Here is a 16,639-nt window from a genome sequence, read left to right as displayed (position 1 = left end):
AATTATTTTTTAAGTGTTAATGCGTGATCTAAAACTGCTTCTCCATTCATCATGCCGTAGTGCATTGGATTGATAACGTCGATTCCAACGTTTTTCTCGTCAGCAAGCGTTTTCATTGAAGAGAGCATATAACGAACTTGTGGTCCTAGTAATAATACATCTGCTTGGTCGATATTGTTTTTTACTGCATCCCCAGATACAGCCCAAATCTTTCCTTCTAGACCGCGAGCTTTTGCAGCCGCTTCCATTTTTGTAACTAGTAAACTTGTAGACATCCCTGCTGAACAACATAATAAAATATTCATTTGAAAATCCCCCTTGTGTAGTATAAAAAATTTATGTTTATTTATTTTTCTTTACGCTATTTATTAATGCAATTAGCGTGCCAACTTTTTAAAATCACTAAAATCAGTGCTTTTTCGAGCATTTTCTTTGTGTGTTAACGCTTTCAATTAGTGTGTCGTCCAAAAAACACACAGTGTGTTATAAAACAACACGCTTTTAACACATAACTGTATGAAAATAGATTAGTGTTTAGTCGTCTAGTTGTGTTTAATATGAAAAAACACTAAAAAAACTTTTTCAATGAAAAATAATTCATTATTTTAACCCACTATTTAGTGAAATAAAAAAACCTTGCATAAGCAAGGTTCATTCATCCACCGACATCTTCCTATATAACTCTACAAACTCACTCGCTAATTCTTTCACCGTAATTGCATTCATTAAATGGTCTTGCGCGTGTACCATTAAAAGAGTAACTTCGGTCTTTTCGCCACCAGCCTCTTTCTGGATAAGCTCCGTTTGTACGCGGTGCGCCTCCTTTAATTCCTCTAGTGCTTCTTGTAATTTAGCTTCAGCTTCTGTAAACTCCCCACGCTTCGCACAATCAATTGCTTCCATTGAACAACTTCTCGCGTTTCCCCCATGCAAGATTAAATGAAAAGCTTTCGTCTCTATCGTATCCATTGTAGTTCTTTACTCCCCCTTTTCTTCCGCCAGTTTTTGTTTATCCCATATTTTTAAGAACGGTAAATAAATGAAGAATGCTAGCGCAAAGTTAACAAGTTGCAAAATAACACCTGAAATTTTCCCGCCCGATCCTAAATATCCACTAAAAAGAATAGGTGTCGTCCAAGGTACAGCGGCCCCACTCGGACGTGCAACCCATCCCCATTCCATTGCAAAGTAAGAAACAATTGTTAGCACGACTGGAACTAATATAAATGGAATTAGTAAAAGTGGGTTCATCACAATTGGCATACCAAAAGTTACCATCTCATTAATATTAAATATACCAGGTGCAATTGACAATCTCCCTAAACTTTTTAATTGTTGACTTCGCGCAAATAGTAACATTCCGACAACTAGAGCAAGCGTTGCACCAGAACCGCCCATATAAATCCATAAGTCAAAAAACTGTGCCGTAATCGTATTTGGTACATCTTGCCCAGCTTGAAAAGCAACTCGGTTTTGATCCATTAACGACAACCAAACGGGGCTCATTACACCACCAACAATAGTAGCACCATGAATTCCACAAGACCAAAGAACATGAACGAGAATAACTGCTATTATTGCGCCCCAAAGACTAGCACCAAGTACACTAAGCGGTTCCTGTAAAATTTGTCCTACAATATTATGGATACTGCCAAAAGAAGTATTTTCTATAATTAAGCGTAAAATCCAAATAACTGTTACAACAATAAATCCTGGAACAAGTGCTGCAAATGAACGCGTGACAGCTGGTGGAACTGTCTCTGGCATCTTTATAATTATCTTTTTTTGTACAATAAACCGATAAAGTTCAGTAGATATAAGTGCAATAATCATTGCTACAAATAACCCTTGGCTTCCCATTAATGCAGCTGGGATAGCTCCTTCTACAAGTACACTTTCTTTTGTACTTGGTATAATATATGCAACTTGAAATGGAGTCGCAAGTAAAAACGTCACAAGCGACAATGCCCCGGATGCTAAAGCATCTACTTTATAATACTCTCCAAGTCTGTAAGCGATTCCAAAAACAGCTATTAAAGCCATTATATTAAAAGTTGCACTAACTGGATACCCTAAAGCTCGCTGCCAATTCTCCCCAAACAAACCTGCCATAAAATCGTTATATCCCGGTATCGGCAGTGCACTAATAATGAGGAAAAACGATCCAATAATTAAGAAAGGCATCGTTAAAATAATTCCATCTCGAATTGCTTGTAAATGCCTCTGCTCTGCAACCTTCCCTGCTACCGGCATCACATACTTCTCTAAAAACCGTATCATCTATCCCACTCTCCTCATGGTTTCATTAACAAAGCTGCTTGCAAGATAGCTTCTCCATTACAAAGTCCGTAATGAACAGATTGAATGACATCAACAGGTATCCCTTTATCCTTACATAATTCTTTCATTTTCGGTAATAAATAACGTACTTGCGGTCCAAGTAAAAGGACATCAGCTTTATCAATATGACTATTCACTTCAGAACCTGATACTGCCCAGATTGTTACTTCTATCCCTCTTGCCTCTGCTGCTTTCTCCATCTTTGTAACAATCAAACTGGAAGACATTCCCGCTGCACAGCAAAGTAAAATATTCATCCCGCTTCCCTCCCCCTTTTTCTCTACCTAAGTTATGGTGCACTCCTTGCCACCACTAGGTTACAAATATATATGTCTAGATTTCCTGCTGTATGCCGAGCTTAAAAACAAAAATTTCTTGATTTTCACGCTATTCCATTTATCCGTATTCTCCTAGTAAAGAGGCCCCTAACTCGCTATAATGATTCAGTATGATTTTTTTAATTGATAGGAGGATATATTTATGAAGGCATATCGCTTTCCACTTATTTTATTATCTTCTATCCTAATTGGTGGTTTCATTGGTTATTTCATGGGTGCCGATGCAGTTGCTTTAAAGCCGCTTGGTGACATTTTCTTAAACTTAATGTTTACGATTGTTGTACCTCTAGTGTTCTTTAGCATCGCATCGTCTATTGCTAATATGGATGGATTAAAACGTTTCGGTAAAATTATGTCTAGTATGGCTGGGACTTTCTTATTTACAAGTATTTTAGCTGCTATTTTTATGATTATTGTCGTGAAAGTATTCCCGCCAGCACAAGGTGTTGTACTAGAACTAACACAACCTGACAAAGCCGGTAAAGCTGTTAGTGTTGCAGATCAAATCGTCGGTATTTTAACAGTATCTGACTTCTCGAAGTTACTATCTCGTGAAAATATGTTAGCTCTTATTTTCTTCTCTATCTTAATGGGGATTGCAACTTCAGCAGTTGGCGAAAAAGGAAAGCCATTTGCTACATTCCTACAAGCTGGTGCAGAGATTTCAATGAAGGTTGTATCTTTCATTATGTACTACGCTCCAATCGGACTTGCTGCTTACTTCGCAGCATTAGTTGGCGAATTCGGACCACAACTTCTTGGAACTTACTTCCGAGCAGCAATGGTATACTATCCTGCTTCTCTAATTTATTTCTTTGTATTCTTCACATTCTATGCATACCTTGCAGGTCGCAAACAAGGTGTACAAGTATTTTGGAAGAACATGGTCTCTCCTACAGTTACATCACTTGCAACTTGTAGTAGTGCCGCAAGTATTCCAGCAAACTTAGAAGCAACAAAGAAAATGGGTATTTCTTCAGACGTTCGTGAAACAGTTGTCCTTCTTGGTTCTACTCTTCATAAAGATGGCTCTGTTTTAGGCGGCGTATTAAAAATTGCTTTCTTATTCGGTATTTTCAACATGGAATTCGAAGGACCGAAAACATTAGCAATCGCACTTGTTGTTTCTCTATTAGTAGGAACAGTAATGGGCGCTATTCCAGGCGGCGGTATGATTGGTGAAATGTTAATCGTTTCTTTATATGGCTTCCCGCCAGAAGCATTGCCAATTATCGCAGCAATCAGTACAATCATTGATCCTCCTGCAACGATGTTAAACGTAACAGCAGATAACGCTTGTGCCGTAATGACAGCTCGCCTTGTAGAAGGTAAGAACTGGATCAAAAACAAATTTGCTTAATAAATAGAAAGAGGATGCTCCAAACGAGCATCCTCTTTCTTTGTTGTTAATCCATTCCGCCACAAATTTGTTAAAACCTTCACAAATATTCCACACCTCTTATCCATTCTCCGTACTATAATCATGTATGGAAAAGGAGATGGATCTAATGACTCAAAGCGCACCAGAATTTAAAGTTTTGCAAAGCATTGCATTTCTCGCTGTCGTTTTGCAAAGTTCTTTATTATATACAATGAATCAAGGAAATGTCTTACTTGAGGAATCCCTCATTATGGGCATGCTATTTAATCTTGCAAAATTCTCAGCACCAGCATTCATATTTATCGTTGGATTTCACTTAATTCGTCACTATACGAAGCAATTAGTATATAAAGAATATATTTCTGAAAAAGCGATACACTTACTCATTCCGTATTTCTTTTGGTCTATTCTTTACTTATTAACAACAAACGATCTTATTACATTACAAAGTGGAATAAAAAGTTTATTACTCGGAACAGCCGCGCCCCATCTTTGGTACGTTATTATGATGTTCCAAATTCACTTATTGTTCCCTTTACTATGCACACTTTTTTATTGGTTTCAAAAACGAACAGAAAATAAAAAAGACATATATAAATATATGACCTTTTTCGCTTGCCTATATTTTCTATTAATGTGGTTCTCTTCTCACTATATTTTTAATGGAGAAAAATTAACAAGTTCAACAATTTTACATTATACAGATCGATCATTTCTATTCTACTCATTCTATTTCGTTATGGGCGGCATTGCCGCTGTAGCACTAAAAACTTGGCGTCTATTCGTCATGAAACATATCCCGCTTATAACAATATTATTTTTCATCTTATTTTTATTCATCAATTATGAGTTGTTTAGTTTTTACGGAGCAAACTCTATTCATTTAACTGTTTCTACCTATTTAAAACCATCTATGTTTTTATATATCGTATGCGAAATTATCATACTGTATGTGTTATCTATTATGATAGTACAGCGTCGTGGTTTCTTATATAAAACGTTACGTTTCATTGGAAATTACACGTATGGTGCTTATTTAGCTCATTTATTCTTCTTGCAACTATGCACAAAACTTCTTTCCTTATTCACGCTGCAAGAAAATACTATATTATATAGCCTATTACTATTTGTGTTAACGGCTATTATCTCTATTTCAACAATGGTCATTTGTAGCACAATACCATTTCATACTTGGATTACAGGTCCTTCTCCTACAACAAAGATGAAATGGACGAAGGTTGTATTACGAAAAAATCATAAAAAACTATTCAAGCCATATATTTGATATAATAATACGCATATAAAAAGAAAGCGAGAGACACCTATGATTAATCAAGTTGGACAAATTATGCTATATGTAAATAACCAAGACGAAACAGTACAATTTTGGACAGAAAAAGTAGGGTTCCAAATCATTGCGGAAGAAAATAACGGAAACGGATTCCGCTGGATTGAAATTGCACCGGCGAAAGAAGCAGGAACAAGCATCGTCCTTCACGATAAAGCGTTAATCGCGAAGATGCAACCTGAACTAAACCTAAATACACCTTCACTTATGTTCTTCTCAAATGACTTAGACCGTCTATATAAAGATCTTTCTGAGAAAAATGTCACAGTTGGACAGGTTGTAGATTTACCTACTGGTAGAGCATTCAACTTTGCTGATAATGAAAATAATTACTTTGCAGTAATGGAACGCAAATAAAAAATAAGCTATCCGAAAAAATCGGATAGCTTATTTCATTTTAAGAAACTTGTTCTGCATTCGTTTCTCTATGCTGTATATGGCTCGTGACCCAAGCAATTCCACCGGCAACAACGAGATAACATAACAATATTAAAATTTGCATTTGTAATTGCGACCAATCTCCTAAAGAGATAACATCTTGTAATCCTCTAAGAGAATGAGACATTGGGAGAAACTGTCCAATTTTACTAAGAACAGCTATGTTTAATTCTCCTGGGAAAGTACCTCCGCTCGTCGCTAATTGCAGGACAAGAAGCGTTACCGCTAAGAACTTTCCAACAAGACCAAATACTGTTACTAGCATAAGAATAAATGTCATAAACGTAAAGGAAATAACAATACTTGATAAAACAAAGAGTGGCACACTTGCGACTTCTAATTTCATAACACCTAGCACAACTACATCTACGAGTAGAGCTTGAATAAGCCCAATTAAATATACCAATCCTAGTTTATTAATAAAATGTACCGTTCCGCTTACCTTCATGTTTTGTCTGCGGCCAAGAGGTAAAATATTCGATGCCATAATTCCGCCAACATAAAATGCAAGTGATAAGAAATATGGTGCAATGCCTGAACCGTAGTTAGGAACGTCAGAAACTGTTGACTTCACTAACTGAACTGGCTCTGAGAACATCGTATTGCGTGCATCATCATTACGAACATCCGCTATCTTCTCTGCGCCCTCTCCTAATTTCGTAGAAAGTTCTTTCGCACCATCATCAAGTTTAACAAGTCCATTTGTTAATTTACTAGCACCGTTATTCAGCTCCGTTCCACCACTCGCAAGCTGATTTACACCTTCTTGCAGGGATGTAAATCCATTTCCCCACTTCATAAATCCATCAGCCAAATTCGATGCACCATCTGCTATCTTTTTCGTTCCAGCAGTAGCTTCATTTAACTTAAATCCGAATGTATTCATGCCTTCTTCAATCTTATGTTGACCATCAGTTAGCTTCTTCGCACCTTGTGTCAATTGTTGTTGGCTATTATTTAAAGTACTTGTTGCTTTAGCTAGTCCATTAGACGTAGCAACAATTTTTTGAAAAGCGGGATCTTGCTGCACTTCTGGATGATTTTTCACGTACTCTTCTAATTGTTGTTTTACACTATTTGCCGCATTGTCCGCTTTCGCTTGCCCTTCAGCAAGTTTTTCATTTCCATTCACCCATTCATTTGTACCAGCACTTAATTCACTAATTCCTGATTGTAACGTTTTTTCACCTTGTGCTAATAACTCCATACCACTATGAAGTGATGTCGCTCCTTGACTCAGCTCATTTGCTCCCCCCGTTAAGGCAGATTGGCTAGACGCAAGCTTGTCACTTCCTTCTTTCAATTTCGATGTCCCGTCACTTAAACGATCAATACCATTCGCAAGCTGACTTGCTCCATTTTTTGCATCGGTCGTTCCTTCATGTAATTTCCCCGCACCGTTACTTGCATCACTCAACCCTTGTGCCAAATCTTGAAACTTTGAAAAGACACCTTCTGTATAAGATTTCGTAATACTGTTTGAGATTTTTGTTTTCATATTTTCAACAGCTGTCGTTCCAATTTGAGCCGCTACAAAGTTTTTACCTGGATTTACTTTGTACTGCAACTTTGCTGGCTCTGGTTTCTCATTCATAAGTGTACTTACCTTTTTAGAGAAATCTTCCGGAATCGTAACAACCATATAATATTTATCTTCTTTTAACCCTTCATCAGCATTTTTTTCTGATACGAAATGAAAAGCCAATTCCTTATTTTCTTTTAAATTTTTAACAAAATCGTCTCCTGCATGAATTGTTTTTTCATCCATCGCAGCGCCCTTATCTAAATTCACAACCGCAACAGGTAATTTATCTAATTTTCCGTACGGATCCCAATATCCAGCTAAAAAGAATCCTGAATAAATTAACGGAACGATTAATAAAAAAATTAAAGCGATACGTCCATGTTTATGGTGCCACATCGCTTTCCAATCTTTAAATATAAGTTTAATTCCCTTCATGAAACATACTCCTCTTCTAATTTAACACCCTTCGAATGGTTTAACAGATTTACTATACACGTCACTTTACATACTGTATAATACATCTTTAATTATTAATTCATTCCTTTTGGTCTATAGAAAGGAGACTCGAAATGGAACTGCTCCAGTTAAAATACTTTCAGACAGTTGCACGACTAGAACACATGACAAAGGCAGCTGAAGAATTGCATATCGCGCAACCTTCACTCAGCAAAACAATCGCTAGACTCGAAAAGGATTTAGGAGTCCCTTTATTTGATCGCCAAGGCCGACAGATTACTTTAAATTCTTTCGGAAAAGTATTTTTAAAACGAGTAGAACGTATTTTTCATGAATTAAGCGAAGGGCAGCGAGAAATTAAAGATTTAGCCGAATTACAACAAAGCTCTATTACGCTGGCCGTTTCTATTCCGAGAATATTACCAGAACTACTTGGCTCTTTTTTACTAGAACATCGTAACGTTCGATTCCAACAATTTCTTGCATCCACTCCTTCTATGAAACGACAACTAGATAATATAGAAATTGACTTTTGTATCTCCTCTGTGCCAATTGAAGGTCAGGAGATTGTTTGGGAACCACTTATTACAGAAGAAATTTTCTTAGTCGTCCCTTCAGGCCATCGTTTATCAGGCCGAGAAAATATCCACCTGCATGAAGTAAAAAACGAACCGTTTATTAGTATGAACACTGGCTATGGATTTCGACACTTAACGGATGGATTTTGCAAAGAAGCTGGTTTCACTCCGCATATTGCTTTTGAAGTAGATGAACCGACCGTGATTAGCGACCTCATTAAGCAAGGTCTCGGCATCGCTTTTGTTCCAAGTTTAACTTTATTAAAAAACTCTACTTTAGCATCAAGCAAGTTGCATATTATTGAACCCAATTGTCAGCGAACCATCGGATTAAGTTGGTCAAAAAAACGCTACTTATCAAAAACAGCTCAGCAATTCCGTGAATTTGTGATTGATTACTTCTCCAACATTAGGACGTAAAATTATATCAACAAATAAAAGTTGCCACCCTCATATGGTGGCAACTTTTATTGTTCACTCTTTTTTAATTCCATTTCAGCTAAAAGTGGTAGTACATTATCAAAAATATGCGTATTATTATTTTCACCTGTTACATATCCACCGTAATATCTACTAAATACGTTATCATTTCGGAATGTGGCCATATGATCATACAATTCTTTCGCAAACTTTTTATCACCTGTTTGTAGTACGTACAAAATCGTTAATCCGTATGCGGCTGGCGATTCATAATTCACAGTTTGTTTTCCTGTTTCTAAATTGTAACGACCGTATAGCTTTCCATCCTCCTGGAATTTCTTCTTTATAAATTCCAAATAAGCAGCTGATGAAAGACCACCTAAACTTCGATGATATGCAACGTATGATTGGTCAATAAGATTCACTTCTTTATCGTACGTAAATGTACCATCTTCTTTATACTCTTTCGGGAATGCCCAGCCATGCCTTGGATAATCCGCTAAAAATTGAACGACTTCCTGATATTGCTGAGCAGAAACTTTGTCGTACTTCTTCATATAGGAGAATGCACGTGGATTTATGTATGATGTTGTTACAAAATTATTTTGTTTCCCTGCATCTGCATCATAATAATCAACATAATAATTATCTTTTTTATTATAACGAAGTACAGCATCACTTAATTGATCGGCAAGGTTTTTATAACGCTCTTCCTTATACATTTCATAAGCACGATATAATTGTTCTATAATACGAAGATCATCTATAAGTGCATTTGTAGCTGACTGCCTCTCTCCCTTTTCAGAGAGTTTCCATAAAACGATATGATTCTTATATACGAAATTATCTTGAATAACCTTTACTTGCTCATCAAATAACGCCTGATCATCTTTATCAAGTGTATATTGTAACCATAATCCCGCTGATTCTGATAAAGCTTCACGTCCCTTTGCTTCACCCGTACCTGCCTTAGTATCTACTAAACGATACGTGGCAAGCGTTCCATTGTCATTCACCATATGCCTTAAAATAAAATTTTCTGTACGGTTTCCTTGTAAAGCTGACCAAAATACAATTCCACCTAAAACGATTAAGAAGATAACTCCAATCCCTATATATAAACGTTTCCGCAATCTTTTCACCTCCCTAGTAAGGCTAACCTTAATTTTATCAGAACATACATAAATTTAAAAAAGACAATCCACTAGATTGTCTCCCCCATTTCTATCCCTCGCAAACCTCTTTAGAAGGTTTATATAGCAATTGTACAAGTCTATCATATTCACGACGTGTAATCTCTTTATTATATAGCTTCAATAATAAATCTCTATGCTCTTTTGAAAATGCCATCTTTTTAATGACTTCAGGATACATAAAACACCCTCTCCATTTCACATAAACTTCTTCTTTCCGAAAAACAGAACTTATGTTCGCATAAAAGATTATAAAAGATTCCTGTAAAAAAAACAAACAAAACATGAGAAACTATTTATTTCTTTCTATTCGAAATATTACAACATTATATTATCATATTCACTTTTTAAATACATATATATTTTTGGTAGTTTTTTTGAATAAATCTTCCAATTCAATCAGAAAATAATGGCAAAAAAGAAGAGGAGTTTACATATGGATACGGTAACATTAGCAAGAGCATTTTTTGGTTCTTCATTAGCATTCCACATTATTTTTGCAACACTTGGCGTCGGACTTTCATTGATGATTTTTATAAGCGAAATACTCTATCACTGGAAGAAAGACTCCGACTATGCCATTATGGCGAAAAGATGGACAAAGGCGTTTGCTATTCTTCTCGGTGTAGCAATTCCAACTGGAACAATTGTTGGTGTGCAAATCTCACTTCTTTGGCCTGGTTTCGCCAAAATTGTTGGGCAAGTTATTTCTGTTCCCTTCCAAATTGAGATTTTCGCCTTCTTTTTGGAGGCTTTATTCATGTCGATTTACGTATATGCAGCCGATAAACTTCCTCCATTTATGAGATTAATCTCGCTATTTTTCGTCATGCTTGGTGCCACGGCATCCGCCGTGCTTATTACATCAGCAAATACATGGATGAATACACCAGCAGGTTTTTCAATGAATCCAGATGGATCTGTTTTTAACGTTGATCCGTGGAAAGCTTTCTTTAATCCAAGTTTTGGCACAAGTGCATTTCATGTCGTTATTACGGCTTATGCAACTGGTGCGGCTGTCATTGCTTCTATTGCTGGATTTAAATTATTGAAGAAAAATTTAAGTACACGTGAAATTGCTTATCATAAAAAAGGGCTGCTATTAGGGCTTGTGGTTACATTTATTACAGGCGCTACGATGTGGCTTTCAGGACATGAATCAGCGATTGCCTTACATAAACACTCACCTGAAAAACTTGCATCTGCTGAAGCTTTATTTGAAACGACATCACACGCACCGCTATCCATTGGTGGAGTTGTGGATCCTAATACACTTGAACTAAACTATGCACTTGAAATTCCAAACATGCTTAGCTTATTAGTGGGACTAGACCCTAGCACTGTCGTAAAAGGACTAAACGAATTCCCACAAGAAACATGGCCACCATTTTATACACATACACTATTCAACTTAATGGTCGGCACTGCTGCGTTTACCTTCGCTGTTGCAGCAATTGCGCTCTTATATTGGTACTTCGTTTACCGAAAAAAAGGAACAGAACTACCGAAGTGGCTACTTTTGGGGGCTGCCGCATGCGGACCAATTATGATGCTCGGTATTGAATTCGGATGGATTTTCAGTTGTAGCGGTCGTCAACCATGGACAATTTATGGTATGCAACGTACCGTCGATGCATCTACACGCGCCGATTTCGTCGGTCCTTTATTTGTTTTGTTCATCATTTTATATATTGGACTCGCCATTTTAACAGTCATTGTTCTACGGACATTCTTTAGAAGACATCCATTAAAGAATGATTTACAACACCAAGGAGGCGATTCTCATGCATGAGGAAAGTATTGCAATCATCATCTTATGGGCCCTTATTTTCGTATACAGTATACTAGGGTCCATTGATTTTGGCGCTGGTTTTTGGGGCATGGTATACGCAAAACATCCGACGCTCGCTGCTAAACTTGCGAATCGGTACTTATCACCAACTTGGGAAGTAACAAATACATTTCTCGTTTTCGTCGTTGTCGCATTTCTCGGCTTCTTTCCGAAAGCGGCCTTTACTCTTGCGACAGTAATGTTCGTACCAGTTATGTTAATTTTAGTGCTCATTGCAGTACGTAGTACATTTATGGTATTTGCTTACTCCTTGCCAAAATATCAATACCTTCTTCGGGTTATTTCAGGTATTACTGGTCTATTAATTCCAGCACTATTAATTACCGTTTTACCCGTTACAGAGGGAGCCTATATTACAATGTCTGAAGGAAAGGAAGTACTCCTATATGGAAAACTTCTTTCTAGCCCAGTTATCTACTGTTATATGCTCTTCGGACTAACTTCTGAACTATTTCTCTCCTCTCTCTTTCTTGCTGATTTTTCGAGAGAACAAAGTTCAGAAGATACGTATAGAATTTATAGAAGAAATGCTATCATCCTTGGTCCTGCAACGCTCGTTACGGCAATTATTGCCCTCGTTGTAATGGATCCAGAAACACATTGGCTTATGCAAGGATTAATAAAGCAATTCCCGTGGTTTACAGTTTCTATTGTTTTATTCGTTATCGGATACTCGTCCCTTTGGTGGACAAACAAAAAGTACAATACACTAGGATACCCTCGCATTGCCGTTTTAGCTGTCGTCGCTCAATATGCATTTGCAAGCTATGCTTACGGGGTCGCGCATTTACCGTATATTATTTATCCTGACGTAACTGTATTTACAAGCTTTACAACGAAAGAAACGTTCTATGCACTGCTCATTCTATACGCAATTGGGATTGCAATTTTATTACCAGGATTTATTTTCTTCTGGAACTTATTCTTGAAGGATCGTACTTTTTTGAAGGAAAAATAATATAGCATTGGAGTCTGTTCCAAAAGGCATTTTGGGATAGGCTCCTTTTTTCATGTTTTGTCGATAAGTCTATACATTTTAAAAATCGCTGATATATTTTCAGTTGCGCCGATATATCTCAATAATCGCCCATATAAATTTCATTTACTATCTTACTGCCCAATAATTTATAGACTCCTCTCATAATAGTTATTTCACTATTCGTGACACTTGTCCTTTAGCATGAAAAACACATATTCGGTTCATCTCGTTATACGTCTAGTTCTTCTTATTTTTTGCTGAATATACTACCAATATAAACTTGAGACAAGCTACATCTGTTTAAGGGAAAATAGAAAGGTAGGCAAAATATGAGCATTGAAATATGGATTACTATTATTGTATTCTTCTTAACAATGATTGTTATCTTTTGGCGGCCTAGAGGTTTAAATGAGGCGTGGCCAGCAGCAATCGGAGCTGGTATCATCATAATTACTGGACTTGTATCAAAACCAGACATCATGGATATTATAAGTAAAATTGGCGGTGCTTCCATAACAATATTAGCAACTATTGTTATGGCAGTTATATTAGAAAGCTTCGGTTTCTTCCATTGGTCCGCAGCGAAACTAGCAAATTTAGCAAAGGGTTCTGGGCGCCGCTTATACTGGTATATTCAATTATTATGTTTTCTTATGACTCTTTTATTTAATAACGACGGTAGTATTTTAATTACAACTCCCATTTTAATTCTTCTTCTAAAAAACCTTCAATTAAAACCACATCAACAAATTCCTTATTTATTAAGTGGTGCTTTAATCGCTACGGCATCTAGTGCACCAATTGGTGTAAGTAATATCGTAAATTTAATCGCATTAAACATCGTCCATATGACTCTTTATATGCATACTGCTATGATGTTTGTACCTGCAACATTAGGCTTATTATTTATGTCATGGCTCATGTATACAGTTTTGAAGAAAAAACTTCCAAAAAAATTACCTGTTTCTTCATATGATATTGAAGAAATTTTCTTCACGAAAAACTTCCATCCACTAAAAGGAAATAATTCTGTTGATACGAAACAAAAACGGACAAGATTCATGTTAAAAGTATTAGGTTTCGTCTTCCTTATGCGCTGTCTTCTATTCGTTGCATCCTTCTTATCCATCCCAATTGAAATCGTTGCGGTACTTGGTTCACTCGTTCTGCTCATTTGGAGATGGTACTACTTACGAACAAATCCTGTCGACATTTTGAAAAAGACACCGTGGCACATTTTAATTTTCGCCTTCTCTATGTACGTCATTATTTACGGACTACACAACGCAGGATTAACAGCTGCACTTGTACAATGGCTCGAGCCATTTGTGAATCAGCATCTACTCTATGCTAGCTTTGCAATGGGCGGACTTGTATCCATCCTCTCTAACGTCTTCAATAACCATCCTGCCCTTATGATTGGTACAATCACATTAACAGAAATGGGACTAGATCCAGTCACATTAAAAACTATCTATCTTGCAAACATCATTGGTAGTGACATCGGTTCACTATTACTACCAATTGGTACGCTAGCTTCACTCATTTGGATGTATATTCTGAAACAAAACAAAATTAAAGTAAAATGGAAAGACTATTTAAGTGTATCCCTTATCGTTATCCCGCTCACAACAGTCGTCACACTATTCCTCTTATTCTACTGGGTACATCTCTTCTTCGCCTTATAAACAACAAAAGCCCCATTTGCTACCGTCTTAGCAAATGGGGCTTCTTCTATAATAAAGTTAGGTACTACAGTGTGATCAATCAAGTAAAGAGGTGTAACATGTTATTGATATAAATGACTACCAGCTTCTTTAAATTCTTCTGCTTTCTCTTTCATTCCTTTTTCAATTGCTTCTGTCGTTTCTAAATCATTTTCTTTTGCATATTCACGAATATCATGTGAAATTCTCATACTACAAAACTTCGGTCCACACATTGAACAGAAGTGAGCTGTCTTTGCCCCTTCTGCAGGCAACGTTTCATCATGATATTCCATCGCACGTTCAGGATCTAAAGATAAATTAAATTGATCGCGCCAACGGAATTCGAAGCGTGCTTTTGAAAGTGCATCATCACGCTGATGAGCCGTTTTATGTCCTTTCGCAAGATCAGCCGCATGCGCTGCAATTTTGTACGTAATAACACCCGTGCGTACATCATCTTTGTTTGGCAAACCTAAATGTTCTTTCGGCGTTACATAACAAAGCATCGCTGTTCCAAACCAGCCAATCATCGCAGCTCCAATTGCAGATGTAATATGGTCATAACCTGGTGCAATATCTGTCGTTAGTGGCCCAAGTGTGTAAAACGGCGCGCCCTGACAAATATCAAGCTCTTTCTCCATATTCTCTTTAATTAAGTGCATCGGTACGTGTCCAGGTCCTTCAATCATAACTTGCACATCATGTTTCCAAGCAATTTTGGTTAATTCACCAAGTGTTTCAAGCTCAGAAAACTGTGCTTTGTCATTGGCATCTGCAATAGACCCTGGACGTAATCCATCTCCAAGAGAGAACGAAACATCGTACTGCTTCATAATTTCACAAATCTCTTCAAAGTGAGTATATAGGAAGTTTTCTTTATGATGGAATAGACACCACTGCGCCATAATCGAACCACCGCGCGAAACGATACCTGTCGTACGCTTTGCCGTGATTGGAATGTAACGAAGCAATACACCAGCGTGAATCGTAAAGTAATCAACGCCTTGCTCCGCCTGCTCAATTAACGTATCACGATATACTTCCCACGTTAAATCTTCTGCAATTCCGTTTACTTTTTCCAGCGCTTGATAGATCGGTACAGTTCCAACTGGTACAGGCGCGTTACGAATAATCCACTCCCGCGTCGTATGAATATTTTTACCTGTAGATAAATCCATAATCGTATCTGCACCCCAGCGCGTTGCCCATGTCATCTTCTCTACTTCTTCTGCAATCGAAGAAGATACAGCTGAGTTTCCGATATTGGCATTTACCTTCACATGGAAATTACGCCCGATGATCATCGGTTCAGCTTCTGGATGATTAATATTCGCTGGTAAAATAGCGCGGCCTTCTGCGATTTCCTTACGAACAAACTCCGGCTCTACCCCTTCACGAATCGCAACGTATTCCATCTCAGACGTAATAATGCCATTACGTGCATAGTGCATTTGCGTAACGTTTGCACCTTGCTTTGCTCTAAGCGGCTGGCGATCCATTTGCGGGAAAACAGGTGTATGCTTCGAAGCTACTTTCACACCGTCATCCTCTGGTTTCACTTCACGCCCTTCGTATGCTTCTACATCACCACGCCCCATAATCCAAGAGTGGCGCGGCGTTGGAATTCCTTTTTCCAACTCGACCTTATACGCAGGATCTGTATAAGGACCGCTCGTATCATACACACGGATTGGTGGATTTGGGACGCCATTCGTTTCACTTTGTTCAATCTCACGCATCGGCACTTTCATACCTTCTCGTGGTCCATCCACATATACTTTCTTACTCCCTGGTAAACTAGATTTCAATTCAATTTGCTCAGCTGAAACAGATTGTTTCATAATTTTTGTTGCCCCCCTGTTCGTGACAAGGACGAGATATGGCCAGCGCATGCCAAAATAAAAAGAGCCAGGTCCATAAAAAAATAAGGACCTGGCTCATAAAGACATCATTATGTAAAGCCGTTAACTTCCCTACGCTGGTACGAGCCAGATCAGGTCCAAAGGGTTAAGAAGTTCACGCGCTTCTCTCTCAGCCTACGCATACGTTAGGCACCCCTAGTTTATCACTGATTTAATTTTC

The 16,639-nt window shown here is 37.6% G+C and carries 15 protein-coding genes and 1 riboswitch; of the genes, 7 read left to right on the top strand and 8 right to left on the bottom strand.

Translation table 11 applies throughout. The annotated features are described in order from the left end of the window. Positions 1 to 2: 2 nt before the first annotated feature. From EBQ15_RS13070 to EBQ15_RS13055, 4 genes are all read right to left on the bottom strand, one after another. Positions 3 to 305 carry a PTS sugar transporter subunit IIB gene (locus EBQ15_RS13070; protein ID WP_001023563.1) on the bottom strand — a complete coding sequence of 101 codons (303 nt, stop codon included), beginning with the start codon at positions 303 to 305 and terminating at the stop codon, positions 3 to 5. Positions 306 to 651: 346 nt separating this feature from the next. Further along, the gene (locus tag EBQ15_RS13065; RefSeq protein ID WP_000379645.1) at positions 652 to 969 is read right to left on the bottom strand and encodes a PTS sugar transporter subunit IIA; all 318 of its coding nucleotides are present in this window, start codon (positions 967 to 969) and stop codon (positions 652 to 654) included. 9 nt (positions 970 to 978) lie between these two features. Continuing rightward, entirely contained in the window at positions 979 to 2,280 is a 1,302-nt protein-coding gene (gene celB, locus EBQ15_RS13060; protein WP_000617782.1) for a PTS cellobiose transporter subunit IIC, read from the bottom strand. A 14-nt stretch (positions 2,281 to 2,294) separates the two neighbouring features. After that, entirely contained in the window at positions 2,295 to 2,597 is a 303-nt protein-coding gene (locus EBQ15_RS13055) for a PTS sugar transporter subunit IIB (protein ID WP_001023554.1), read from the bottom strand. Positions 2,598 to 2,820: 223 nt separating this feature from the next. Here EBQ15_RS13055 and EBQ15_RS13050 point away from each other — a divergent pair, with 223 nt between their 5' ends. From EBQ15_RS13050 to EBQ15_RS13040, 3 genes are all read left to right on the top strand, one after another. Then, complete coding sequence (locus tag EBQ15_RS13050; RefSeq protein ID WP_000649376.1) at positions 2,821 to 4,038, top strand: dicarboxylate/amino acid:cation symporter; 1,218 nt, start codon at positions 2,821 to 2,823, stop codon at positions 4,036 to 4,038. 148 nt (positions 4,039 to 4,186) lie between these two features. Continuing rightward, complete coding sequence (locus tag EBQ15_RS13045; RefSeq protein ID WP_000194295.1) at positions 4,187 to 5,344, top strand: acyltransferase; 1,158 nt, start codon at positions 4,187 to 4,189, stop codon at positions 5,342 to 5,344. Between the two features lie 39 nt (positions 5,345 to 5,383). After that, the gene (locus EBQ15_RS13040) at positions 5,384 to 5,764 is read left to right on the top strand and encodes a VOC family protein (RefSeq protein WP_000610162.1); all 381 of its coding nucleotides are present in this window, start codon (positions 5,384 to 5,386) and stop codon (positions 5,762 to 5,764) included. Between the two features lie 40 nt (positions 5,765 to 5,804). Here the strand turns inward: EBQ15_RS13040 and EBQ15_RS13035 are convergent, their stop codons facing one another. Continuing rightward, positions 5,805 to 7,805 (bottom strand): YhgE/Pip domain-containing protein, encoded by a 2,001-nt coding sequence (locus tag EBQ15_RS13035; protein ID WP_000676209.1) that lies wholly within the window; start codon positions 7,803 to 7,805, stop codon positions 5,805 to 5,807. A 134-nt stretch (positions 7,806 to 7,939) separates the two neighbouring features. On the opposite strand from EBQ15_RS13035, the gene EBQ15_RS13030 reads away from it, so the two are divergent. Beyond that, a complete protein-coding gene (locus EBQ15_RS13030; RefSeq protein WP_000421943.1) occupies positions 7,940 to 8,824 on the top strand; it encodes a LysR family transcriptional regulator in 885 nt (294 codons plus the stop codon). 47 nt (positions 8,825 to 8,871) lie between these two features. On the opposite strand, the gene EBQ15_RS13025 is transcribed toward EBQ15_RS13030, so the two are convergent. Both EBQ15_RS13025 and EBQ15_RS31140 read right to left on the bottom strand, forming a co-directional pair. Next, entirely contained in the window at positions 8,872 to 9,957 is a 1,086-nt protein-coding gene (locus tag EBQ15_RS13025) for a hypothetical protein (protein ID WP_001231677.1), read from the bottom strand. 91 nt (positions 9,958 to 10,048) lie between these two features. Next, positions 10,049 to 10,198 (bottom strand): hypothetical protein, encoded by a 150-nt coding sequence (locus EBQ15_RS31140; protein ID WP_000283178.1) that lies wholly within the window; start codon positions 10,196 to 10,198, stop codon positions 10,049 to 10,051. A gap of 255 nt (positions 10,199 to 10,453) precedes the next feature. Here EBQ15_RS31140 and cydA point away from each other — a divergent pair, with 255 nt between their 5' ends. From cydA to EBQ15_RS13010, 3 genes are all read left to right on the top strand, one after another. Further along, positions 10,454 to 11,809, top strand: coding sequence for a cytochrome ubiquinol oxidase subunit I (gene cydA / locus EBQ15_RS13020; protein ID WP_000381982.1), 1,356 nt, complete (start codon positions 10,454 to 10,456; stop codon positions 11,807 to 11,809). Then, positions 11,802 to 12,827, top strand: a complete 1,026-nt coding sequence (locus EBQ15_RS13015) for a cytochrome d ubiquinol oxidase subunit II (protein ID WP_000544169.1) — start codon at positions 11,802 to 11,804, stop codon at positions 12,825 to 12,827. The genes cydA and EBQ15_RS13015 overlap by 8 nt, the downstream gene beginning before the upstream one ends. A gap of 350 nt (positions 12,828 to 13,177) precedes the next feature. Then, entirely contained in the window at positions 13,178 to 14,536 is a 1,359-nt protein-coding gene (locus EBQ15_RS13010; RefSeq protein WP_000021119.1) for an arsenic transporter, read from the top strand. Between the two features lie 101 nt (positions 14,537 to 14,637). Here EBQ15_RS13010 and thiC read toward each other — a convergent pair whose 3' ends face one another. Beyond that, positions 14,638 to 16,398, bottom strand: a complete 1,761-nt coding sequence (gene thiC, locus EBQ15_RS13005; RefSeq protein ID WP_000814480.1) for a phosphomethylpyrimidine synthase ThiC — start codon at positions 16,396 to 16,398, stop codon at positions 14,638 to 14,640. A 112-nt stretch (positions 16,399 to 16,510) separates the two neighbouring features. After that, a riboswitch (TPP riboswitch) is annotated at positions 16,511 to 16,626 on the bottom strand. Positions 16,627 to 16,639 lie beyond the last annotated feature (13 nt).

This window comes from Bacillus sp. 2D03 (assembly GCF_003946765.1).
Classification (GTDB): domain Bacteria; phylum Bacillota; class Bacilli; order Bacillales; family Bacillaceae_G; genus Bacillus_A; species Bacillus_A cereus.
Note: the sequence above shows the minus strand (reverse complement) of the source record. Positions and strands in the feature narration are given on the sequence as shown.

Coding starts and splice junctions, on each gene's coding strand:
- EBQ15_RS13070 (WP_001023563.1), bottom strand. CDS start 305: ATGAATATTTTATTATGTTGTTCAGCAGGGATGTCTACAAGTTTACTA.
- EBQ15_RS13065 (WP_000379645.1), bottom strand. CDS start 969: ATGGATACGATAGAGACGAAAGCTTTTCATTTAATCTTGCATGGGGGA.
- celB (WP_000617782.1), bottom strand. CDS start 2,280: ATGATACGGTTTTTAGAGAAGTATGTGATGCCGGTAGCAGGGAAGGTT.
- EBQ15_RS13055 (WP_001023554.1), bottom strand. CDS start 2,597: ATGAATATTTTACTTTGCTGTGCAGCGGGAATGTCTTCCAGTTTGATT.
- EBQ15_RS13050 (WP_000649376.1), top strand. CDS start 2,821: ATGAAGGCATATCGCTTTCCACTTATTTTATTATCTTCTATCCTAATT.
- EBQ15_RS13045 (WP_000194295.1), top strand. CDS start 4,187: ATGACTCAAAGCGCACCAGAATTTAAAGTTTTGCAAAGCATTGCATTT.
- EBQ15_RS13040 (WP_000610162.1), top strand. CDS start 5,384: ATGATTAATCAAGTTGGACAAATTATGCTATATGTAAATAACCAAGAC.
- EBQ15_RS13035 (WP_000676209.1), bottom strand. CDS start 7,805: ATGAAGGGAATTAAACTTATATTTAAAGATTGGAAAGCGATGTGGCAC.
- EBQ15_RS13030 (WP_000421943.1), top strand. CDS start 7,940: ATGGAACTGCTCCAGTTAAAATACTTTCAGACAGTTGCACGACTAGAA.
- EBQ15_RS31140 (WP_000283178.1), bottom strand. CDS start 10,198: ATGTATCCTGAAGTCATTAAAAAGATGGCATTTTCAAAAGAGCATAGA.
- cydA (WP_000381982.1), top strand. CDS start 10,454: ATGGATACGGTAACATTAGCAAGAGCATTTTTTGGTTCTTCATTAGCA.
- EBQ15_RS13015 (WP_000544169.1), top strand. CDS start 11,802: ATGCATGAGGAAAGTATTGCAATCATCATCTTATGGGCCCTTATTTTC.
- EBQ15_RS13010 (WP_000021119.1), top strand. CDS start 13,178: ATGAGCATTGAAATATGGATTACTATTATTGTATTCTTCTTAACAATG.
- thiC (WP_000814480.1), bottom strand. CDS start 16,398: ATGAAACAATCTGTTTCAGCTGAGCAAATTGAATTGAAATCTAGTTTA.